This window comes from Allobosea sp. BE125, assembly GCF_031456075.1.
GTDB lineage: Bacteria > Pseudomonadota > Alphaproteobacteria > Rhizobiales > Beijerinckiaceae > Allobosea.
In genome coordinates this window covers 142,711-163,316 of sequence record NZ_JAVDTY010000013.1, presented here as the reverse complement: position 1 = coordinate 163,316, position 20,606 = coordinate 142,711, and the positions used below count along the sequence as shown (strand labels likewise).

The following is a 20,606-nucleotide window of genomic DNA, read 5'->3' as shown; positions in this document are numbered from 1 at the left end:
AAACCGTCCAATCACGGCCGGGCCATTCGCGTTAGCTCGGGAACATCTCGAATGATGGAACAGCGGCTGATGTCCTCAGGAATCCTTCTTCTCAACCGGGCCGGCGATGCGCCGCTCGCCACGCCCTTCCGGTCGGCCGCGCTCGGCGAGAACGACCCCTTCGGCGCCGGGCGCGACATCGCCTGGACGGGGCCTGACGCCATGGCTGCGGGCCGGGTGAATCTGGCCGGTGCCTATGAGAGCGCAGCGTTTCCGCACACCGAATTCGTCGTGGTGGTCTCGGGCCATCTGCGTCTTGCCGAGCCCGGCAAGGCTGCCCTGGAGCTTTCACCCGGCCGCGCCGCCGTGATCGCGCGCGGAACCGTGGTGAAGGCCGAGGCTGCACCCGGCACGCGTCTTGTTTTCTGCGCTGCGACTGGCGCATTCTCGGCTGCGCCAGGCTTGCAGGAGATCCTGGCGGACGCGCCGCTTTCGCCCTCCGCCGCGCCGCCGGTCGAGGCGCTGGTCGGGCCGACGCCGCAATGCCGCAGCTTCAACGCCTTCACCGACGAGGCTACGCGCTTCCGGGCGGGCACCTGGGATTCGACGCCCTATCGCCGGATTTTGCGCCCGCACCGCCTCAACGAGCTGATGCATGTGGTGACGGGTAGCATTGATCTGACCGGGCCGGATGGAACCGTGACACGCGTCAATCAAGGCGACAGCGTCTTCGTCGCCCATGGCGCGCCCTGCGCCTGGGACAGCAGCGTTCACGTCGCCAAGTTCTATGTCGTGCAGGAGGTCGCCGGCTGAGCGTCAGCGCTCGCGCCGCGTTCCCGGCTCTGGAGTCCGTCATGTCCGACACTGCCCCTCAAGAGGCGCTGATCCTGCGCGAGGTTGCGCTGGCCGATGCTGCCGCCTGCCAGACGCTGTCGCACGCGGTCGGCTGGCCGCATCGCGTCGAGGATTGGGAGATGCTGATCGATCTCGGCCATGGCGTCGTGGCGACGCTGGGCGACGAGATCGTGGCGTCGGCGCTCTGGTGGCCCTATGGCGAGACGCACGCCACGCTCGGCTCGATCATCGTCTCGCCCGCGCAGCAGGGCGGCGGCATCGGCAAGCACTTGATACGCGCGCTGCTCGAACAGACGCAGGGGCGCTCGCAGCTGCTCAACGCCACGGTGGCGGGCGAGCCGCTTTACGCCAGGAACGGCTTCGTGCCCTGGGGCGGCGTGCTCCAGTATCATGGCGTATCGCGTGCTGACGTCGCGCCGGTGCTGCAACCCGGCGAGATGCTGCGTCTTGGCGGCCCCGATGACCTGCCGCTGTTGGAGCGGTTCGATACGCAGGCAACGGGCCTGCCACGCGAGCCGGCGCTCAAGGTGCTCCTCGCTTGCGGCGAATGCATCGTGCTGGAGCGAGACGGCGAAGCTGCCGGCTTCAGTATCCTGCGCCGTTTCGGCCGGGGGCATGTCATCGGCCCGGTGGTCGCTACCAATGGCGGCGATGCGCAAGCTCTGATCGCGCATTGGCTCTATGAACGACGCGGCCAGTTCCTGCGGATCGATATTCCCTTGGATACCGGGCTGGAGGATTGGCTGATGCAGAATGGCCTGAAACCTGCGGGCCCCGTGACCTCGATGGTGCGCGGCGAAAAACCGGTTCCGTCAGGGCCCGCGCAGCTCTACGCGGTGATCAACCAGGCACTCGGCTGAGTCTCAGAACAGGCGGATATGATGGTGCTTCTTTCCAAATCCGACCGGCTGGACATCGTCGATGGCAGGGTGGAATATGTCACCATGTCGGTACTGGCGCTGCATCGCGACCTTGTGCCCTATATCGCCATGCAGCGCAGCCAGGGCTGGCAGCAGATGCGAATCCTGCCCGCTTCGAGCCGCCATGTCGGTGTTCTCGGGCTGGGCGCGCTGGGCCAGGCGGCTTGCCGCAAGCTCGCGGGCTTTGGCTTCCAGGTCGCGGGCTGGAGCGGTTCGCGGTGCGAGATCGACGGCGTCGCCTGTTCTGCCGGCCCCGACGCGATGGCGGCATTTCTCGCCCGCAGCGAGATCCTGGTGTGCCTGTCGCCGCCGGCCGGGGAGGCGCGCATCAGGCTCGATGCCGCGCTTTTCGCGAGATTGCCGCGTGGTGCGAGGCTGCTGAGTGCGGGCGATCGCGATCATCTCGATCAGGATGCGCTGCTCGCTGCGCTCGACGATGGCCAGGTTTCGGCTGCCATGCTGGATGTCTCCTCCGAGGCGCAGCTTCCCAAGGGCCATGCGCTCTGGAGCGATCCCCGCGTGCTGATCACCAGCCATATCGCCGGCATGATCTAGCCGGAAGACGACATCCTGCTCTCACTTTTAGCATGGCCAGCATGCCGAGGCACCTCTGCTTGGGTAGGTCTATTGCCCATGGAGCGATCGAGAGCGCTCGAAGCATGATCTGCTGTCGCCGCGAGCCAATTGCGCAGGGGATGTCGGCGCGGCCCGCCACGCCGCGCCGACAGCATGGCGGCTTGCCTCTAGCCTTGTGACGAAGCGGCGCCGGCGCCGTGAGCGAGGAAAGCGGATCCATGCAAGAGCCCGTTCTTGATTTCGGCGAAAAGCTCCCGCCCGGGATCAATCCCGGAATCCGGCGTGCGCTTGTCCATATCGAGCGGCATTTCACCGACAGTGTCTATCTCGAGGACCTCGCCGTTCTCGCGGGCCTGAGCGTCTGTCGCTTCGTCACGGTGTTTCGCCGGCAGGTCGGCCTGACGCCGCATCGCTTCATCTGTCACCGGCGCATTCGCCATGCCAAGGCGCTGCTGCGCGAGGGCGTGCCGATGGCGCAGGCCGCATCCGAGGCCGGCTTCTTCGACCAGAGCCACCTCTCGCGCCATTTCAAGAGCATCTGCGGCGTGACGCCCGGGCGCTATCTGCGCGACCTGGCGCAGCCCGAGAGGCCTCGGGCCGCGCGCGGCGGCTATGTCCAGGCCGTCGCGGTCTGACGCGTCCGATCCTTCGTTTTCCAGAAGACACACTGACCAAGGCCTGTGCCCATGACCGTCAATTCGCTCGAAGCTCTCGACCGCATGCATTGGGTCCACCCGGTGGCGAACTGGGCGGGTCATGAGAAGCGCGGCGTCACCATCATGAAGTCGGCCAAGGGCGCCTTCATCACCGATGCGGACGGACATGAATTGATCGACGGCTTCGCCGGCCTCTGGTGCGTCAATGTCGGCTATGGCCATGAGAGCATCGTCGAGGCGGCAGCCGCGCAGATGCGTGAACTGCCCTATGCGACCGGCTATTTCAGCTTCGGCAGCGAGCCGACGATCCTGCTCGCGGCCAAGCTCGCCGAGATCACGCCCGGGGACCTCAACCACATCTATTTCTCGCTAGGCGGTTCGGATGCGATCGATACTGCGCTGCGCCTCATCCAGTTCTACTACAATGTCACCGGCCGGCCGACGAAGAAGGCCATCCTCTCGCTGGAGCGCGGCTATCACGGCTCGAGCTCGACGGGCGCCGGCGTCACCGCGTTGCCGGCCTTTCATGCGAATTTCGACTTCCCCTCCCATGTCCGGCACTACGTTGCCGCTCCTTATGCCTATCGCAACCCGACCGGTTCCGACGATGCGGCGGTGATCGCGGCCAGCGTCGCCTCGCTTCGCGCCAAGGTCGAGGAACTCGGAGCGGACAATGTCGCGGCCTTCTTCTGCGAGCCGGTCGTAGGCTCCGGCGGCGTCATCGTGCCGCCGAAGGGTTGGCTCAAGGCGATGCGCGACACAGCGGCCGAACTCGACATCCTCTTCCTGGCCGACGAGGTCATCACAGGTTTCGGCCGCACCGGGCCGATGTTCGCCTGCGAGGCGGAAGGCGTGGTGCCGGACATGATGACGATGGCCAAGGGCTTGACCTCGGGCTATGCGCCGCTGGGCGCGCTCGCGATCGGCGAGAAGGTCTATAACGGCATCAAGGACAATGCCCCCGACGGTGGGCCGGTCGGCCATGGCCAGACCTATTCCGGCCATCCTGTTTCGGCCGCCGTCGCGCTCGAGGTGCTGCGGCTCTATGACGAGGGCGGCATCCTCGCCAATGGCCAGCGCGTCGGCGCTTATTTCGAAAAGAAGCTGGCAACGCTTGCCGACCATCCCCTCGTCGGCGAGGTCCGGGCGCGCGGCCTGCTCGCCGGCATCGAGCTCGTCGCCGACAAGGCGAGCAAGGAGAAATTCTCCCGTGCGGCCAGGCTGCCGGAGCATCTCTTTGCGCGCGGTTACGCCAATGGCGTGATCTTCCGGGCCTTCGCCGACGACATCATCGGGCTCGCTCCGCCGCTCTGCTGCAGCGAGAGCGAGATCGATCTGATCGTCGCGCGCCTGCGCCAGACGCTCGACGACATGCTCGCCATTCCCGAGGTCAAGGCGGAGCTGCGCTGAGCGCGGCGATGCCGGCATGATCCTCGCTTTGCCGAGGCCAGCCGAACCGTCTACGCTCTCCCGGCCGGTGAGACGGGAATGTCCGGCTTGAGGAGCGAGATGGTGAGGCTTTCGTCGTGACACCGGGCGTGCGGCTCGACCGCATCGACATGAAGATTCTGGTCGAGCTCCAGAACAATGGCCGGATGACCAATGTCACCCTGGCCGATGCGGTGGGCTTGTCGCCAAGCCCCTGCCTGCTGCGGGTGAAGCGGCTGGAGCAGGCCGGTTTCATTTCCGGCTATGGCGCGACGATCAACCTGCAGAAGCTTGGCGAGACCATCACGGTCTTCACCGAGATCACGCTGGCCGATCATACCAAGGAGTATTTCATCCGCTTCGAGACCGCGCTGCGGCGGGTCGACGAGGTGGTGGAATGCCATCTGGTCAGCGGCGGCTACGACTATCTGGTCAAGTTCGTGACGCGCGGGCTGACGCATTATCAGTCGCTGATCGAGACACTGCTCGACCGTAATCTCGGCATCTCGAAATATTTCAGCTACATCGTCATCAAGACGCCGATCCAGAAATCGGGCTATCCGCTGCCGGTGCTGTTCGAAACCTGATCGCGAGAGCGTTTTCGAGCGAAGTGGACACCGGTTCGCGTGAAATCGGATCGGACATTGCTCCAGGTCAGCCCAGCGCCTGGTTGACCAACCCGAAGGTGCGTGCAGCGCCCTGCGCGCCGTGATTGCGGCCGCGGATCATCGTCGTCACGCTGTCGAAGATCGTCATGCCGCAGGTTTCGAGGAAGCCGCCGAACAAGCCTTGTTCCTGGGCGGTGTCGATGCGCAGGAAAGCGCCTTCATGCGCAGCCACATGCGGCCTCGTCAGCGCGATCGCCATCGCGTCGTCCTCGGCGACGATCGGCCCGACGACATGGCCGCGGCCGAAGCGCCGGCACAAAGCGAAGCCGACGACCTCGCCATTGCGCTCGACGATCGTCCCGGCCGATTGCGCCATCAAGGCCGCGATCACCCGCGCCCGGTCCGCACCATAGGCCATGCCGTCGAGGCGGGCGATGGCGTCGCGATCGGCTGCGACGACGCCGCGCACTGCAATCTCGTCCCCGGTCGGGGGCTCCGAAAGCTGGGGCCGGCCCTGGTGCTGGAAGATGCGCCCGACCGGCTCGAAGCCGAGCGAGCGATAGAGCCGATAGCCAGCCCGCGTCGAATTGAGGCGCAGATCGCGCGCGCCGGACTGCTCGAAGATCGTGTCCATCAGGCGCCGTCCCGCACCTTGCGCCTGCAGCCTGGGCGAGGTGATGACCATGCCGCAGGTGGCGAAATGCTCACCGAAAGGCCACCACATCGCCGAGCCGAGCGCGCGTCCGATCGCGTCGCAGGCGACGAAGCCGTGCCCGATCTCGAGCACCAGCCGCCAATCCTCGGGGCGATGCGGCCAGCCGACGCCGATCGAGAGCTGATGCGCCTGCACCAGATCGGCTTCGGTCATCGCCCGGATCTCGATGTCGTAGTCGAGTTTGCGCTTGGCCGTTCTGTAAACCACCGCTGCTGGCCTCGTGCGAAATGGAACGCAAGTATAGGACCGTCGGGAGCATTCGAGAATAGTAAAATTCATACAATACAGAGGCTTAACTTGGTGCAAGGTGAGGCTGCGGGGTTGGAACTGATCCGGGGTCGATATTTGCCCGGATCGGCTCGATACGCTTCGCTGACCCTGATAGCTCATGCCGACGCGCGGACCCGTATGCTCATGAAACTGGAACCTTATTGGCTCGATTCGGCGCCGCGCTTTGATGCGGATGCAGCTGGACCACTGGCCGGCAAGGTCGATGTCGCCATAGTCGGCGGCGGTTTCACCGGCCTGTCGGCGGCGCTGGCCCTGGCGAAGTCCGGGGCGAATGTGGCTGTTCTGGAGGCCGGCCGCGTCATTGGCGAGGCTTCTGGCCGCAATGGCGGGCATTGCAACAACGGCACGGCGCATGATCTTGGTGGCCTGGCCGCGAGCCTCGGGCTCGAACCTGCGTGTGCGCTCTACCGCGCTTTTGACGCCGCCGTCGATCAGGTCGAGGCGCTGGTCGCGGAGGAGGCGATCGATTGCGATTTCCGCCGCACCGGCAAGATCAAGCTTGCCGCCAAGCCCGAGCATTTTGCCAAGCTCGAAAAAAGCGCCGAACTGCTGCAGCGCACGGTCGAGCCCGATCTCGTCATCGTGCGGCCGGAAGAGATCAGGAGCGAGATCGGCTCGGACGGCTTCCATGGCGGCCTCGTCTTCCCGCGCGGCGCCCATATGCATATGGGCCGCTTCGGCGTTGGCCTGGCGAATGCGGCGGCGCGGCGCGGCGCCAGCATCTTCGAGAATGCCCGCGTCACCGGCCTTCATCGCTTGAACGGCAGCGCGCATCGGGTCGTGACGACGCGCGGCGAGATCGAGGCCGGGCAGGTTCTGTTGGCGACCGGCGCTTCCCGGCAGGGCCCCTTCGCCTGGTTGCGGCGGCGCATCGTTCCGGTCGGCAGCTTCATCATCGCGACCGAGCCGCTCTCGGATAATCTCGCGGCCTCGATCATGCCGACGCGACGCACCGCGACGACGACCAAGAATATCGGCAATTACTTCCGCCTGACGCCCGACAACCGGCTGATCTTCGGCGGGCGGGCGCGCTTTGCGCTGTCGAGCCCGAAATCGGACGCCAAGAGCGGCGCAATCCTGCAGGCGCGGATGCTGGAGCTCTTCCCCCAGCTCGCCGGCACACGCATCGATTATTGCTGGGGCGGGCTGGTCGACATGACCTCGGACCGCCTGCCGCGCGCCGGCGAGCGCGACGGCCTGTTCTACGCGCTGGGCTATAGCGGCCATGGCACGCAGATGTCGGTGCATATGGGGCAGATCATGGCGCGCGTCATGGGCGGCGACGCCAAGGCGAACCCGCTGGCCGGGCTCGACTGGCCGGCCGTGCCCGGTCATTTCGGCCCGCCCTGGTTCCTGCCCTTCGTGGGAGCCTATTATCGCTATCAGGACTGGCGGCATTGAGCCTGCCCCGAAACTCTACTCCGGCGGCCGTCTGACGCAGCTTTCTGCGTTTCCGGTGCTCACGGACAAGAAGTCCGCTGCGCTCCGATTCTCGAAATCCGCGCCAGCCGACTCACCGGAGCGAGTTTCGGAACAGCCTCTATGGGCAGAGCGTCCCGTGCTCGTTACGCCGCCTTCTTCTGCCCGCTCATCGCCAGCAGCACGAGCACGAAGGAGGCCGCCGTCAGCAAGGTCGAGATCGAGGCGATGGTCGGGTCGATCTCGTCGCGCAGCGCGGTGAACATCCGTCGTGTCAGCGTCTGATACTGCCCGCCCGAGACGAAGAGCGAGATGATCGTCTCGTCGATCGCCGAGATGAAGGCGAAGATGCCGCCGGCGAAGACGCTGGCCTTGATCTGCGGCAGGGTCACGGTGAGGAAGGCGCGCAGGCGGTTCATGCCGAGGCTGCGCGCCACCATCTCCTGCGCCGGATCGAAGCTCTGCAGCCCGGCGACCACCGAGGTGATGACATAGGGCAGGCCGAGCATGACATTGGCGAGAACGAGCCCGGGCAGCGTCGCGATCAGGCCGACCTTCGCATAGACGAAGAAGATGCCGATCGCGATGATGATGATCGGCACGATCAGCGGCAGCATCAGCACCATGTGGAGCGAGCGCATCAGCCGGCTCTGCGAATTGCTGATGGCATAGGCGGCGGCCACGCCGAGCGGCGTCGCGAGCGCGACCGTCAGCGCCGCGATCGTCAGGCTTACCTTGGTCGCCTGCATCCAGGCCGGGTTGCCGAAATACTCCTCATACCAGCGCAGTGAGAAGGACGGCGGCGGGAAGGTCAGGAAGCGCGTGCCGGAGAACGACATCGGCACGATGATCGCGAGCGGCACGATCAGATAGGCCAGCACCAGCCCGACGAAGAGGCCGAAGGCGAGACGGGGTAAGAGGGGATGTTTCATTTCTGCCCCAGCATCTTGTCGAGCGGGATGACGCGGCCGACCAGCATGAAGATCGCCAGCACACAGACGAGCAGAACGACGCCGATCGCGCTCGCCGCGCCCCATTGATTGTAGAGCTCGACATTCCGGCTCACGACCATCGAGATCATGATCGTCCGACCGCCGCCGAGCAGCTCCGGCGTGATGTAGAAGCCGAGCGTCAGCACGAAGACCAGCGTCAGCCCGGCGACGACGCCAGGCAGGGACAAGGGCAGGAACACGCGCAGGAAGGTATGGAGCGGCCCGCCGCCGAGGCTCGCACCGGCCAGCATCAGGTCGCGCGGGATCTTCTGCATGGTCGAGTAGAGCGGCAGCACCATGAAGGGCAGCAGGATGTGGACGGTCGCGATCACCGTGCCGAGCTCGTTATGCACCAGCGCCAGCGGGTCGCTGATCAGTCCGAACCGTTCGAGCACCTGATTGGCCACGCCCGTGCGTTGCAGCAGCACGAGCCAGGCATAGGCGCGCACCAGGACGCTGGTCCAGAACGGCAGGATCACGAAGGACAGGATCAGCATGTCCCAGGGCCGCCTGGCATGGGCGGCGGCATAGGCGACGGGATAGCCGAGGATGAGCGTCAGGACCGTGACCGTGAACGCGATGCGGAAGGTCAGCAGGAAGCTGCGCCAATAGATGTCCTCGCTGAAGATGCGCTTGTAGTGCTCCAGCGTGAAGCCGCCATCATAGAAGGACTGGCCCATCAGCCAGCCCACGGGCAGCACGACGAGCGCCACGATCACGATCACGGCCGGCGAGGCGAGCAGGAGCATCAGCCCCTGTTCGCGGCGCCGGTAGCGGAGGGATGGGTCGATGGCGCTCATCTCGTCTTTCCCGTCATGCTCGGGCTTGGCCCGAGCATCTCCTGCAAGAGGGTCTCGGGTCCGCGCCTGGCGCGGCCCCGAGAGTGACGTTCCTCACTTCTGGGTGAAGGCGAGCCAGCGCTTTTCCGCCGCTTCGCCGTCAGCCGAGGTCCACCAGGCATAGGACATCAACGCCTGGGCCTTGGCGTTCGCCGGCGCGCTCGGCAGTTCCGCGACGCGCGCCGCCGGGATCACGCCGGTGTCGTAGGCTTTCGGGTTGGCCGGGCCGTAATCGATCTGCATCGGCAGATTGGCCTGGTGCACCGGATCGACCGCCTCGTTCAGGAACTTGATCGCGGTCGGCAGGTTCGGCGCGCCCTTGAGCACGCAGAGCGAGGTGCTCTGCAGGATGCCCTGGTTGTAGGTGTAGGTGACCTTGGCGCCTTCCTTGACCAGCGCGCTGATGCGGCCGTTCCAGGCCATCACCATGTCGACCTCGCCATCGTTGAGGAGCTGGGCCGACTGTGCGCCCGAGGTCCACCAGACGGTGATATTGGGCTTGATCTCCTCGAGCTTCTTGAAGGCGCGGTCGACATCGAGCGGGTAGAGCTGGTCGGGCGCGACGCCGTCGGCCATCAGTGCGGCTTCGAGCGTGGCGAGCGGGTGGTTGCGCAGCGAGCGCCGGCCCGGGAACTTCTTCACATCCCAGAAATCGGCCCAGGTCTTGGGCGCGGTGGCCGCGTCCGGGAATTTCTTCAGGCTGTAGCCCATCACGCTGGAATAGAATTCGTAGGCGACCGAATAATCGCTGCGATACTCCGCCGGCATCGCTGCCGCGTTCGGGATCTTGCTGAAGTCGAGCTTCTCGACGATGCCCTGCTCGCCGCCGCGCAGGCAGAAATTGGTGGCGACGTCGACGACGTCCCAGGTCGGCTTACCCGTGGCGACCTGTGAACGCATGATCGGCCAGGCGTCGGGCACGCTGTCCTGGTTGATGGTGATGCCGAGCTTCTTGGCGGCGGGGTCGAGGATCGCGATCGTCTGCGCCTTCTGATAGGCGCCGCCCTGCGAGACGAAGAGCATCTGCTCGGCGGCGAATGCCGGGACCGTGCTCATCAGCGCCATGGCGAGACCTGCAGTAGCGCAGGCAAGCCGGGTGTTCAGGCGTCGTTTGGCCAAATCGTGCTTAAGCATGTCTAGTCCCCTGTTTTTGGATCGGATCCTCGAGCTACCGTCCGATCGCGTCTAGAAACTGATACCAGCCGGCGACCATGCGGACGGCCGGTTCTCGAAGCGGGTAGAAGGGCACGCGCCGCATCCGGGCGGCATCGAGCAGCCCGAGATCGGGCGCCTCGCCACGTGCGTAGGCAGCAAGGTAGCGCCCCATCAGGCTCGACATCGCGACGCCCGCGCCATTATAGCCCATGGCGAACAGCACGCGGTCGTCGAGGCGCCCGACATGGGGCACCGAGTCGAGCGTCATCGCGACCAGCCCGGACCAGCGATAGGCCAGGGGCACCTCCGAAAGCTGCGGGAAGATACCGGTCATCGCCTTGTGCAAGGCGCGGAAGGCGGCGGGAGAATCCTTCTTCCCGAAGGCGCCGCGCCCGCCGAAGATCACCCGGTCGTCGACCATGCGGAACCAGCGCATCATCCGCTTGGTCTCGGTATAGGTCCGCCGGGTCGGCATCACGCTCGCTGCCAGATTGGGCGAGAGTTTTTCGGTTGCGATGATGGCGCTGCGGAACGGGATCAGCGTGGTGCGGAACGCGGCCGTCGCCGGGGTCAGGTCGGAATAGCTGTTGGTGGCGATGATCGCCTGCCGCGCCCGGACGATTCCACTCGGCGTCTCGACCAGCACGCCACTGCCCTCGCGCCGCAGCCGCAAGGCCGGCGTTTCCGCATGGATCGCGATGCCCCGTTTGGCGACGCCCCTGGCGAGGCCATGCAGGTAGTTCAGCGGGTGGATGCCGCCGGAGCCGGCATTGAGCACGCCGCCGACGAAGCCGTCCGAGCCGGTCTCCTCGCGCACCTGATCGGCGCTGAGCACCGACATGGTGGTGTCGCCGAGCTCGGCCTTCAGCCATTGCGCCTCGGTGATGGCGTAGTTCAGAGTCTCGTGGTTATGCGCCGCCTTGACCTGGCCCGAGCGCGTCAGGGCCGCGTTGTCTATGCCGAATTCTTCGACGAGCTCGGAGACGATATCTGTCGCCTCAAGCGCGATATCGTACATGCGCCGCGCCATGTCCCGGCCATAAGCGGCAGCAATGGCGGGGAAGGAGATGCGGAATTTGGCGGTGATGACGCCGCCATTGCGCCCGCTTGCACCCCAGCCCGGCCGGTTGGCCTCCAGCACGATCGGCCGAAGGCCGCTTTGCGCCACATGATGCGCCGCCGACAGCCCCGTATAACCCGCGCCGATGATGACGACATCGGCCTGTGCGTCGCCCTGAAGGGGCGGCAGGTCGTGCAATGGCGCGGCCGTTGCCTGCCAGAGCGACGGGGCGGGATCGAGGGCTTGCCAGGGCGCTTCGCCGGGCACTGGCGCTTACGCCTTTTCGGCCTCGACCGCGTCGGCGAGCGCCGCCAAGGTCGGGAAGTGGTAGTCGGGCTTGGTCAATTGCGGCACGGCCGGCGTGCCGCCGAAACCCTTCTGGCCCTGGCGCCGCTCGATCCAGCAGGTCTTGTAGCCGAGCGATTTCGCCACGCCGATGTCGTGATACTGGCTTTGGGCGACGTGCAGGATCTCCTCCTGCTTGTAGCCGAAGGCCGATTGGCGGCCGCGGTTGAAGGCGAAGAACAGCGGATCGGGCTTGGGGTGGATCGCCTCGTCGGCGGTGACGCTGTCGTGGAACGGGTTGCCGAGCGTGTGCGAATAGAAGGTGAAGGTCGAGCGGTCGGCATTGGTCATCGCGACCAGCCGGTAGTGCTTGCGCAGCCGCGCCAGCGCCTGGACGGAATCCGGGAAGGCCGGATGCTGCAAAATGGCGTATTGGAAGGAGTCGGCGGAGGCCTCGTCGGCAGGCAGGCCGAGTTCCTTGGCAAGGTGGATGTAGACCAGCTTCATCACCTCGCTGGAGCGCTCGTAATTGAGCTCGCGCCCCCTGAGATAGGGCGCGAAGATCTCGTCGTCGCTCAGCTTCGCCGCCGCTGGCCCGCCGATGCGGCGCACGGAATTGAGAACGCCGCTTTCGAAGTCGATCAGCGTGCCGACGACATCGAATGTGAGAACCTTGAAATCACTGAGCGCCATGGCGTCGACTTCTCTTGGACAGTTGCAAGAATTTGGACAGTTGGAAGGATTTGGACAGTTGGACGGATAAAGGACTCGATCAGCCGTCCGTTTTCGGAACGATGATCGTGTCTTGCGGATGCAGGCTGACCGCGAGGCGCTCGCCGATCGGCGGGATGCGGCGGGCGGCCTCGTAATGGCTGGGTTGGCGCAGGCTTAAGGAGGCGCCGTCATCAAGCGCGAGAAAGACGCGCAGGCTCTCGCCCTGGAAGACGACATCGGTCACGCGAGCCGAGAAGCGGTTGCGCTCGGGCGCGCCGGTGCCGTCCTCGATCAAAAGCTTCTCGGTCTGGATCGCCAGCACGAGATCGCCCGTCGGCGCGATCGGCCGGCTGGTCTTGAGCACTGCGCCGGCGAGCGTGACGCTCGAAACATCGACCCGCGTGACCGGCAGCAAGGTCGCCTCGCCGATGAAGCTCGCGACGAAAGCGTTGGCCGGGTGGTCGTGCAGCCGGGCCGGCGCGTCGATCTGGACGAGCTTGCCGTCCTTCAGGATGGCGACGCGGTCGCTCATCGTCAGCGCCTCGCGCTGGTCATGCGTGACATAGATGATGGTGGCGCCGAGCCGCTTGTGGAGCTGGCGCAGCTCGATCTGCATGGTCTCGCGCAATTGCTTGTCGAGGGCTGACAAGGGCTCGTCCATCAGGATCAGGCGCGGCTCGAAGATCATGGCCCGGGCAAGCGCGACGCGCTGGCGCTGGCCGCCCGAGAGCTGGGCGATGCCGCGCTCCTCATAGCCGGCAAGATCGACCATCGCGAGTGCGCCCCTGACGCGCTCGGCATAGCTCGATTTCGGCAAGCGCCGCGCCCGCAGGGGAAAGGCGACGTTCTCGCCGACGCTCATATGCGGAAACAGCGCGTAGTTCTGGAAGACGATGCCGATGTCGCGCTTGTGCGGCGGGGTGAAGGTGACGTCGCGCCCGCCGAAATGGATCGACCCGCCGGAAGGCTGGATGAAACCGCCGAGGATGCCGAGCAGCGTGGTCTTGCCCGAGCCGGAAGGGCCCAGCAACGAGACGAATTCATGGGGCGCAACATCGAGCGACACGTCGTCGAGCGCCCGCACCGATCCGTAGATCTTGCTTGCGGACCGGATTTCGACGCGCTCGCCGCCCAACTCAGCCATTTCGAACTCTCCCGTCATGAATACAGCGGCTGCCGGCGCGCGCGGACAAGGACCGATTTCAGGCTACGCCATAAGGAGGGCTTATGACCTGGCCGTGCCGTCCCGAGCATGCCGTCACGCGGCGCGGGCCTCTGTGAACCCGTCGCCGCAAGCTGCATTCGACCCGCTCATGAAAGGGTTTTCGGCGGGAGACAGCAATTGCCAAATAATCAGGAAAACCATAACCTCATGTAATGTCTGATCTGCGCCGCATGGTGTCGTCGAGCAATGCGCTCTTCGTGTTCGAGGCGGCGGCCCGCGGCGGCAGCTTCACGCGCGCGGCGGATGAGTTGAACGTCACCCAGCCGGCGGTGAGCCGCATGCTCGCGCGCTTCGAAAGTTATCTCGGCGTCCGGCTGTTCGAGCGCGGCGGCAAGGGCGCGGTCCTGACGCCGGAGGGGGAGACGCTGTACCGTCGCGTTTCCGATGGTTTCCGCAGCATCGAGGCGGGGTTGCGCGAGATCGAGCAATTGCGCGCGGGCAAGGAGACGGTGACCCTTTCGGTCTCCTCGGCCTTCACCACGCATTGGCTGATGCCGCGCATGGACCGCTTCCAGCGGCGTTTTCCGGCCGCCGATCTGCGTTTCCAGATGATCGCCGGGTCGTTGCGCGGCCCGGTCGAGAATGTCGATCTCGGCATGCGCTTCGCAGCAGCCGACGAGGTCGTCCAGCCCGGGTCGCTCGTCATCCGGGAAGTCATGCTGCCGGTCTGCAGCCCGGGCTATTGCCGCCCGGAACCGGCCGGGCCGGGCTCTGCCGAGGACGGCAACACCATCATCCACTTGACCGACAGCCCGTTGGACTGGCCGAGCCAATATCCACCCTTCGCCACCGGTCGCTCCGGCCCGGTCAAGACGCTGAGCTTCTCCGATTATGCGGTCGTCGTGCAGGCGGCGCTGCTCGGGCAGGGCATCGCCTTCGGCTGGAGCACGGTCGTCTCGCATGCGCTGATCTCGGGCGCGTTGACGCCGGCTTCCGACCGGCTGACGGCGGGAGCCCGCGTCTGCGTGCTGGTCACGCCGCCCAACCGTCCGGCCCGGCCGATCGTGAAAGAGATCCGCGACTGGATCATCGCCGAGTTGCGCGCCGAGATCGAGGCCATCGACACGCTTCACCCCGCGCTGGGCCTGCTGCGGGCGAGCTATTAGCCGGTCAATGTCATGATCCTGCGCCGTCATGCTTGGACCTGACGGAGAGGGCGCGGGGACCCCTTCTCCCCTCCGGGGGAGAAGGTGGCAGCGCTTAGCGCTGACGGATGAGGGAAGTCTTGTTTCGGCGCGTTTCCTGCCCTCATCCGACCCGGCTTCGCCGGCCCGCCTTCTCCCAGCCATCTCGGGCTTGCCCGAGATGGGCAATCCAAAGTGTCAAAGTCGGCAACAGCCGACTTTGATTGGGGAGAAGGGAAAAGGGCCGCGCGGCTCCCGCTCCCGTCATTCTCGGGCGCAGCCGGGTCGAATGTGGGAAGGCGCGGCGCCGGCAGGAGCCTCACACCCCGATATCGATCAGCACCGTCTTGTGCCGCAGATTGGCCTCGACAGCCTGTCGGCCGAGATCCTTGCCGATGCCGGAGCTTTTGTAGCCGCCGGTCGGCAGGATGAAGTCGAGCGTGCGGCTATAGCGGTTGATCCAGACCGTGCCGGCCTTGAGCTGGCGCACGGCCCGCAGGCCCCGGCCGAGATCGGCGGTATAGACGCCGGCCGCCAGCCCGTATTCGGGATGGTCGGCGAGCGCGAAACCCTCTTCCTCCGTCTCGAAGCTCTGGATGGTGAGCACCGGGCCGAAGATTTCCTCTCGCACGGCGGCATTCTCGGTCGTGACGCCCGCGAGCAGGGTCGGCTGGTAGAACGCGCCGCCATGCCCCTCGATCCGGCTGCCGCCCAGCAGCAGCTCGGCGCCTTGCTCGCGGCTGCGCGCCAGGATGGTGTCGATCCGGCGCGCCTGCAATTCCGAGATGATCGGCGCGTAGCCGGTCGAGGATTTCCAGGTCGGGCCGGGCGCCACGCGGGCGAGCCGGCTTTTCAACGCCGCCACCAGCGCGTCAGCGACCTGCCGTTGCACGATCAGGCGCGAACCGGCGACGCAGGCCTGTCCGGCATTGGCAAGCAATGAGCCGGCTATGCAGTCGGCCGCCTTGTCGAGATCGGCATCGGCGAAGACCAGTTGCGGGCTCTTGCCGCCAAGCTCCAGCGTCACCGGCTTGATGCCGCTTTCGGCCGCGGCCTTCATGATCGCGATGCCGGTGCGGGTCGAACCGGTGAAGGAGAGTTTTGCGATGCCGGGATGGCGGCTCAGCGCATCACCGGTGACCGCCCCCGTGCCCTGCACGACATTGAAGATGCCGGGAGGAATACCGGCCTCGATGGCGAGCTGCGCCAGCCGCACGGTCGAGAACGGCGTCAGCTCGGAGGGCTTCAGCACGATCGCGTTGCCCGCCGCGAGTGCCGGGCCGACCTTCCAGGACGCCATGCTGAGCGGGAAATTCCACGGCGTGATCGCGCCGACGACGCCATAGGGCTCGGAAACGATCATGCCGAAATGGTCGGTTCGTGTCGCCGCGACCTCGCCGCCGAGCTTGTCGGCATATTCGGAGAAGAAGCGGATGCCTTCCGCCGTGCCCATCACGTCGCCGGTCACGGCCTGGGCGATCGGGCGGGTCGAGCCCAGCGCCTCCAGCTGCCCCAACTCCTCGGCCTTCGCCTCGATCAATTCGGCCCAGCGCTGCATGGCGCGCGCCCGCTCGCGCGGCGGCCGCGTCGCCCAGCCGCTGCGCTTCACCGCCTCGGTCGCGTCCTTGACCGCGCGATCGACCGTCTCGACCGACGCGATCGGCAATTCCGCATAATCTGCCGCGTCGGACGGTCTTGCGACGGTCAATCGCTCGCCGGGCTCATCGACGACGGCGCCGGCGATGAAATGGCCCCTGGCGAAGGCGACGCTGTCGGGATTGAAATCGCGCATGCGCGTCAAAGCCCGAGCAGGCCGGGGAGCTGCTCGATGCTCTTGATCTCGCGATAGCCGTAGAAATCGATGCCCGGCTCATGGCCGCGATTCACGAAGACCCGCTGGCCGATCTTCATGTCATAGGCGGTCATCAGGTCGTAGCGCAGGCTCGACGAGCAATGCATGACGTCGGCCGGGCCGCAGCCCAGCATGTCGAACATGTATTCGAAAGCCCGCTGCAGCGGCTTGTAGGCTTGCGCCTCCTGCGCCGTATAGGCGGCATGGAAGGGCGCGCCGAGCTTGGCCATGGAATAAGGGATAAGGTCCGTCATCGAATTCGAGAGGACGACGAGCGGGATTTCCTTGGCGACCTTGGCGAGGCCCGCGGGCACGTCGGGATGCGGAATCCAGCTCGGAATCTCGTCATAGATCCGCTGGGCATCGGCTGGGTCGAACGGCACGTTCCAGGCTTTGCAGCTGCGCTCGACCGCATTGTGGACGACTTCGTCGAACGGCTTCCAGGCGCCCAGGATCTCGTCGAGACGATAGCCTCGGAAACTCTCGTAGAACCCGTCCATCACTTCGGGCGTCAGCCTGGAGCTGTAGACCCGCCGCGCGGCCGGCCCCATCTGGAAATCGATCAGCGTGCCGTAGCAGTCGAAGGTGATGAATTTCGGCCGAGCGGTGCTCATTGCGTCTCTCGTCTTCGGATGTGGCCGCGACGGCCCAATCCGCCACGTTGCACCCAAGACTAGGGCGCATGCGCAGGCATGGAGGTGGAATTGCGTCCGGCCCAACGAAGATTCTGCCGATCAGATGGCCCGCTTCGGCATGGATTGCCGCAGCAGGCGAAAGGATGCGAGGTCAAGCCGACGGGCTCTGTTAGGCTCCTGCCATCGCTGCTCGACCGAGCGCATATGACCTGATGGCGGATACCAATGACTGTCGAAACCGTGCTGGCCGATCTCGTGGCCTTTCCGTCGATCTGCCGCACGCCGAACGGCGCGATCGTCGAGCATGTCCGCGGTTTTCTTGCCGGCTACGGCGTCGAGAGCGTGGTCCTGCCCGGGCCGGAGGGAGACCGCTCGAACCTCTTCGCCACGATCGGGCCGCGCGGTCCCGGCGGCATCATCCTGTCGGCGCATCTCGACGTCGTGCCGGCGGCTCCCGAGGGTTGGCTCGGCGATCCCTTCAGCCTGCGGCGCGATGGCGAGCGCTTGATCGGGCGCGGCGCCGTGGACATGAAGGGCTTCGTCGCCTGCGTGCTGGCGAGCGTCCCTGATCTCGTCTCGCGCAAGCTGGCGCGCCCGGTCCATATCGCCTTGTCCTATGACGAGGAGGTCGGCTGCGTCGGCGTGCGTCATCTCATCGCGCGGCTGCCGGAGCTCTGCCCGCAGCCGGTGGGCTGCATCGTCGGCGAGCCGAGCGGCTTGCATCCGGTGTTGCGGCATAAGGGCAAGATCGCCCAGCGCGTCACGGTCGACGGCAAGGCCGGGCACTCCTCCCGCCCCGACCTCGGCGACAACGCGATCCATTACGCAGCGCAATTGATCGCGGCCGTGCAGGACGAGGCGCTGCGGCACGCCGTGGCAGGTCCGTTCGCGCCCGCCTTTGCGCCGCCCTATTCGACGATCCAGGTCGGCACCATCCATGGCGGCACCGGGATCAATATCGTACCGGCGCAATGCGTCTTCGAGATCGAGGCGCGCGCCATCGCCGGCCAGGAGCCGGCCAGCCTGCTGGCTTTCCTGCCGGGGGAGGCCGAGCGCATCCGTGAGCTAGCCGAGCAGACCGGCCATCGCGTCGCCTTCGGCTTCGAGACGATGAGCGACTACCCGCCGCTCGATCTCGACGAGGCCGATCCTCTCGTGGCGCTGAGCGAGGCGGCGTCAGGGATGCCGCGCCAGCAGGCGGTCAGCTTCGGCACCGAGGCTGGGCTCTATCAGGCGGCGGGCATCGCTGCGATCGTGTGCGGGCCGGGCGACGTCAACCGCGCCCACAAGCCGGAGGAATACATCACCGACGGCGAACTCGCGGGTGCGATGGCGATGATCTCACGGCTTGCCGATACGCTGGCTGCCTGACCGACCCCGCGCTTTCAAGCGATGCCGCCTGGCGAAATCGGAGTAGAAGGCTGCTGGGTAAAACATCAGCAGGGAGCAGCGCATGCCTGATCGCAAGCGTGTCGAGGCCTTCGTCGCCGCAGTTGTCAGCGGAGATCATGTCGGCGCCATCCGGGATTTCTACTGCGAGGACGCTTCCATGCAGGAGAACGCAACCGAGCCGCGCCGGGGACGAGACGTTCTGATGGCCCATGAGGCCAAGGCCTTGGCTCGATTGCAGCGAATGCACACCCACCCCGCCCGCGCCGTCCTCGTCGATGGCGACAGGGTGGTGATCAATTGGGTGTTCGACGCGACCGACCAGAGCGGGGTCACCCGGCGGCTCGAGGAACTCGCGATCCAGCGCTGGCGCGGCGACCGCATCGCCGAGGAGCGCTTCTTCTATGACACGGCCACGGCCTGGCGCGTGGTTGAGCCGGGCTAGGCAATACTGCCCGGCCTCGGAACCGAGCATAGACGGCGGGCTCTAGAATTCGCCGATCTCGCCCTTGGAACCGTCGATCAAGCGTGAATGCCGGAAGGGGCTGGGATCGACGATCGGCGTGTCTCCGACTGCGAGGTCGGCGGCGAGATGGCCGATGCCGGGCCCGAGTCCGAAGCCATGTCCGCTGCAGCCGGCCGCGAGCACAAAGCCCTTCAGCCCGGCGACGGGCGAGATCACCGGCACGGCGTCGGGCGTCGAATCGACATAACCGCTCCAGCTCTCGCGGACGCCGACATCCTTGAGCGCGGGATAGAGCGCGCGAGCCCGCGCCATCGTCAATGCGATGGCACTGCGGCTGGGGGCGGGGTCGAGCACGCGCATGCGTTCGAACGGCGTTTCCTTGTCGAAGGCCCAGCTCCCCATCATGGCTTCGGGCCCCTTGAAGAAGGAGGGGCCGATTCCGAATTCCAACGCCTTCAGGCGCCGGACGAACATCGGCATGAAGTCGCGGGCATAGCGCAGGCCCTGCGGCGTCACATCGAGCGTCGCCTTGCCGCTGATCGCGATCGTATAGCTGCCGTCGAGCCGGCGGGTCAGCGCGCAATCGGGCGTATAGAGTGCATCGAGCAGTTGCGGCGCGATCTCCGTCCGCAGAATAGACTGGCGGGCGCTCGCCTGGGGAAAGCGAAGGCCGTGGCGGCGGCAGAAGGCCGAGGCCCAGGCGCCGCCGGACAGGATGACGGAGCGGGTCCGGATCGATCCCTTCTCGGTGATCACGCCGGTGACGGCGCCATTGGTGATGTCGAGCCCGCGCGCCGCGCAATCCTGATGGATCGTCGCGCCGTTCAGCCTTGCACCATGGGCGAGCACCGGCGCAGCCAGGGCCGGTTCGGCCTTGCCATCGCTGACCGAATGCACGCCGCCGAGCCAGGATTTGCCGGTGCCGCTCGTCATGGCGCTGGCCTCGGCACCTGACAGCATGCGCGTGTCGATGCCGAATTGCCGGGCCGTTCCGCGCCATTTCTCCCATTGCGCGATCTGGTCGGCATCGTTGCTGGCATAGACCAGCCCAGTGCGGCGGAAGCCGATATCGCGGCCGATCTCGCCGTTGAATCGCTCCCATAATTCCATGGCCCGCATGGCGAGCGGCAATTCGCGCGCATCGCGGTTCTGCTGCCGGCACCAGCCCCAGTTGCGGCTCGATTGTTCGGCGCCGACGACGCCCTTCTCCAGTAGCGCGACGGAATGGCCGCGCTTTGCCAGGTAATAGGCTGCGGCGCTGCCGACGATGCCGGCGCCGATGACCACGACATCGACCTCGGTCGGCAGGCGCTCGTCGCTGGCGATGCGTTCGATCGTCGGTGACATGAATCCAAGGCTCCGGGGGACAGTCTCGGCGCGACGTTAGCGCGCGAGCGGCTGCCGGCATTGGATCATCTTTGCG

General features: G+C 66.1%; 20 protein-coding genes. 10 read left to right on the top strand and 10 right to left on the bottom strand.

Annotated features, from left to right (window positions below):
- Positions 1-69: 69 nt before the first annotated feature.
- From J2Y55_RS25190 to J2Y55_RS25165, 6 genes are all read left to right on the top strand, one after another.
- The gene (locus tag J2Y55_RS25190; RefSeq protein WP_310158988.1) at positions 70-792 is read left to right on the top strand and encodes a cupin domain-containing protein; all 723 of its coding nucleotides are present in this window, start codon (positions 70-72) and stop codon (positions 790-792) included.
- Positions 793-833: 41 nt separating this feature from the next.
- The gene (locus tag J2Y55_RS25185; RefSeq protein WP_310158987.1) at positions 834-1,694 is read left to right on the top strand and encodes a GNAT family N-acetyltransferase; all 861 of its coding nucleotides are present in this window, start codon (positions 834-836) and stop codon (positions 1,692-1,694) included.
- A 21-nt stretch (positions 1,695-1,715) separates the two neighbouring features.
- The gene (locus J2Y55_RS25180) at positions 1,716-2,309 is read left to right on the top strand and encodes an NAD(P)-dependent oxidoreductase (RefSeq protein ID WP_310158986.1); all 594 of its coding nucleotides are present in this window, start codon (positions 1,716-1,718) and stop codon (positions 2,307-2,309) included.
- 239 nt (positions 2,310-2,548) lie between these two features.
- Positions 2,549-2,965, top strand: a complete 417-nt coding sequence (locus J2Y55_RS25175) for a helix-turn-helix transcriptional regulator (protein ID WP_310158985.1) — start codon at positions 2,549-2,551, stop codon at positions 2,963-2,965.
- A gap of 51 nt (positions 2,966-3,016) precedes the next feature.
- Positions 3,017-4,396, top strand: a complete 1,380-nt coding sequence (locus J2Y55_RS25170) for an aminotransferase class III-fold pyridoxal phosphate-dependent enzyme (RefSeq protein ID WP_310158984.1) — start codon at positions 3,017-3,019, stop codon at positions 4,394-4,396.
- 128 nt (positions 4,397-4,524) lie between these two features.
- Positions 4,525-5,001, top strand: a complete 477-nt coding sequence (locus tag J2Y55_RS25165) for an Lrp/AsnC family transcriptional regulator (RefSeq protein ID WP_310159064.1) — start codon at positions 4,525-4,527, stop codon at positions 4,999-5,001.
- A 67-nt stretch (positions 5,002-5,068) separates the two neighbouring features.
- Here the strand turns inward: J2Y55_RS25165 and J2Y55_RS25160 are convergent, their stop codons facing one another.
- A complete protein-coding gene (locus J2Y55_RS25160) occupies positions 5,069-5,890 on the bottom strand; it encodes a GNAT family N-acetyltransferase (RefSeq protein ID WP_404979034.1) in 822 nt (273 codons plus the stop codon).
- Between the two features lie 261 nt (positions 5,891-6,151).
- On the opposite strand from J2Y55_RS25160, the gene J2Y55_RS25155 reads away from it, so the two are divergent.
- Positions 6,152-7,429 (top strand): NAD(P)/FAD-dependent oxidoreductase, encoded by a 1,278-nt coding sequence (locus tag J2Y55_RS25155; RefSeq protein ID WP_310158980.1) that lies wholly within the window; start codon positions 6,152-6,154, stop codon positions 7,427-7,429.
- Between the two features lie 164 nt (positions 7,430-7,593).
- On the opposite strand, the gene J2Y55_RS25150 is transcribed toward J2Y55_RS25155, so the two are convergent.
- The 6 genes from J2Y55_RS25150 to J2Y55_RS25125 form a co-directional block, all read right to left on the bottom strand.
- Entirely contained in the window at positions 7,594-8,379 is a 786-nt protein-coding gene (locus tag J2Y55_RS25150) for an ABC transporter permease (protein ID WP_310158979.1), read from the bottom strand.
- The gene (locus J2Y55_RS25145) at positions 8,376-9,239 is read right to left on the bottom strand and encodes an ABC transporter permease (RefSeq protein WP_310158978.1); all 864 of its coding nucleotides are present in this window, start codon (positions 9,237-9,239) and stop codon (positions 8,376-8,378) included. The genes J2Y55_RS25150 and J2Y55_RS25145 overlap by 4 nt, the downstream gene beginning before the upstream one ends.
- Positions 9,240-9,332: 93 nt before the next feature.
- Entirely contained in the window at positions 9,333-10,343 is a 1,011-nt protein-coding gene (locus J2Y55_RS25140) for an ABC transporter substrate-binding protein (protein WP_310159061.1), read from the bottom strand.
- A 103-nt stretch (positions 10,344-10,446) separates the two neighbouring features.
- Positions 10,447-11,760: an NAD(P)/FAD-dependent oxidoreductase gene (locus J2Y55_RS25135; protein WP_310158977.1), complete on the bottom strand. Its 1,314-nt coding sequence runs from the start codon at positions 11,758-11,760 to the stop codon at positions 10,447-10,449.
- A gap of 6 nt (positions 11,761-11,766) precedes the next feature.
- The gene (locus J2Y55_RS25130; RefSeq protein ID WP_310158975.1) at positions 11,767-12,471 is read right to left on the bottom strand and encodes an HAD-IA family hydrolase; all 705 of its coding nucleotides are present in this window, start codon (positions 12,469-12,471) and stop codon (positions 11,767-11,769) included.
- Positions 12,472-12,550: 79 nt separating this feature from the next.
- Positions 12,551-13,636: an ABC transporter ATP-binding protein gene (locus J2Y55_RS25125; protein ID WP_310158974.1), complete on the bottom strand. Its 1,086-nt coding sequence runs from the start codon at positions 13,634-13,636 to the stop codon at positions 12,551-12,553.
- A gap of 233 nt (positions 13,637-13,869) precedes the next feature.
- Between J2Y55_RS25125 and J2Y55_RS25120 the strand changes: the two genes are divergently transcribed.
- Positions 13,870-14,823 carry a LysR family transcriptional regulator gene (locus J2Y55_RS25120; protein ID WP_310158973.1) on the top strand — a complete coding sequence of 318 codons (954 nt, stop codon included), beginning with the start codon at positions 13,870-13,872 and terminating at the stop codon, positions 14,821-14,823.
- Positions 14,824-15,160: 337 nt separating this feature from the next.
- Here J2Y55_RS25120 and J2Y55_RS25115 read toward each other — a convergent pair whose 3' ends face one another.
- Positions 15,161-16,633, bottom strand: a complete 1,473-nt coding sequence (locus tag J2Y55_RS25115) for an aldehyde dehydrogenase family protein (RefSeq protein WP_310158972.1) — start codon at positions 16,631-16,633, stop codon at positions 15,161-15,163.
- A gap of 5 nt (positions 16,634-16,638) precedes the next feature.
- Entirely contained in the window at positions 16,639-17,307 is a 669-nt protein-coding gene (locus J2Y55_RS25110) for a haloacid dehalogenase type II (RefSeq protein ID WP_310158971.1), read from the bottom strand.
- 246 nt (positions 17,308-17,553) lie between these two features.
- Between J2Y55_RS25110 and argE the strand changes: the two genes are divergently transcribed.
- Positions 17,554-18,699 (top strand): acetylornithine deacetylase, encoded by a 1,146-nt coding sequence (gene argE / locus J2Y55_RS25105; protein WP_310158969.1) that lies wholly within the window; start codon positions 17,554-17,556, stop codon positions 18,697-18,699.
- An 82-nt stretch (positions 18,700-18,781) separates the two neighbouring features.
- A complete protein-coding gene (locus J2Y55_RS25100; RefSeq protein ID WP_092174342.1) occupies positions 18,782-19,162 on the top strand; it encodes a nuclear transport factor 2 family protein in 381 nt (126 codons plus the stop codon).
- A 42-nt stretch (positions 19,163-19,204) separates the two neighbouring features.
- On the opposite strand, the gene J2Y55_RS25095 is transcribed toward J2Y55_RS25100, so the two are convergent.
- Positions 19,205-20,530, bottom strand: coding sequence for an NAD(P)/FAD-dependent oxidoreductase (locus J2Y55_RS25095; protein ID WP_310158968.1), 1,326 nt, complete (start codon positions 20,528-20,530; stop codon positions 19,205-19,207).
- Between the last annotated feature and the right edge of the window lie 76 nt (positions 20,531-20,606).

Coding starts and splice junctions, on each gene's coding strand:
- J2Y55_RS25190 (WP_310158988.1), top strand. CDS start 70: ATGTCCTCAGGAATCCTTCTTCTCAACCGGGCCGGCGATGCGCCGCTC.
- J2Y55_RS25185 (WP_310158987.1), top strand. CDS start 834: ATGTCCGACACTGCCCCTCAAGAGGCGCTGATCCTGCGCGAGGTTGCG.
- J2Y55_RS25180 (WP_310158986.1), top strand. CDS start 1,716: ATGGTGCTTCTTTCCAAATCCGACCGGCTGGACATCGTCGATGGCAGG.
- J2Y55_RS25175 (WP_310158985.1), top strand. CDS start 2,549: ATGCAAGAGCCCGTTCTTGATTTCGGCGAAAAGCTCCCGCCCGGGATC.
- J2Y55_RS25170 (WP_310158984.1), top strand. CDS start 3,017: ATGACCGTCAATTCGCTCGAAGCTCTCGACCGCATGCATTGGGTCCAC.
- J2Y55_RS25160 (WP_404979034.1), bottom strand. CDS start 5,890: ATGACCGAAGCCGATCTGGTGCAGGCGCATCAGCTCTCGATCGGCGTC.
- J2Y55_RS25155 (WP_310158980.1), top strand. CDS start 6,152: ATGAAACTGGAACCTTATTGGCTCGATTCGGCGCCGCGCTTTGATGCG.
- J2Y55_RS25150 (WP_310158979.1), bottom strand. CDS start 8,379: ATGAAACATCCCCTCTTACCCCGTCTCGCCTTCGGCCTCTTCGTCGGG.
- J2Y55_RS25145 (WP_310158978.1), bottom strand. CDS start 9,239: ATGAGCGCCATCGACCCATCCCTCCGCTACCGGCGCCGCGAACAGGGG.
- J2Y55_RS25140 (WP_310159061.1), bottom strand. CDS start 10,343: ATGGCGCTGATGAGCACGGTCCCGGCATTCGCCGCCGAGCAGATGCTC.
- J2Y55_RS25130 (WP_310158975.1), bottom strand. CDS start 12,471: ATGGCGCTCAGTGATTTCAAGGTTCTCACATTCGATGTCGTCGGCACG.
- J2Y55_RS25125 (WP_310158974.1), bottom strand. CDS start 13,636: ATGGCTGAGTTGGGCGGCGAGCGCGTCGAAATCCGGTCCGCAAGCAAG.
- J2Y55_RS25120 (WP_310158973.1), top strand. CDS start 13,870: ATGTCTGATCTGCGCCGCATGGTGTCGTCGAGCAATGCGCTCTTCGTG.
- J2Y55_RS25115 (WP_310158972.1), bottom strand. CDS start 16,633: ATGCGCGATTTCAATCCCGACAGCGTCGCCTTCGCCAGGGGCCATTTC.
- J2Y55_RS25110 (WP_310158971.1), bottom strand. CDS start 17,307: ATGAGCACCGCTCGGCCGAAATTCATCACCTTCGACTGCTACGGCACG.
- argE (WP_310158969.1), top strand. CDS start 17,554: ATGACTGTCGAAACCGTGCTGGCCGATCTCGTGGCCTTTCCGTCGATC.
- J2Y55_RS25100 (WP_092174342.1), top strand. CDS start 18,782: ATGCCTGATCGCAAGCGTGTCGAGGCCTTCGTCGCCGCAGTTGTCAGC.
- J2Y55_RS25095 (WP_310158968.1), bottom strand. CDS start 20,530: ATGTCACCGACGATCGAACGCATCGCCAGCGACGAGCGCCTGCCGACC.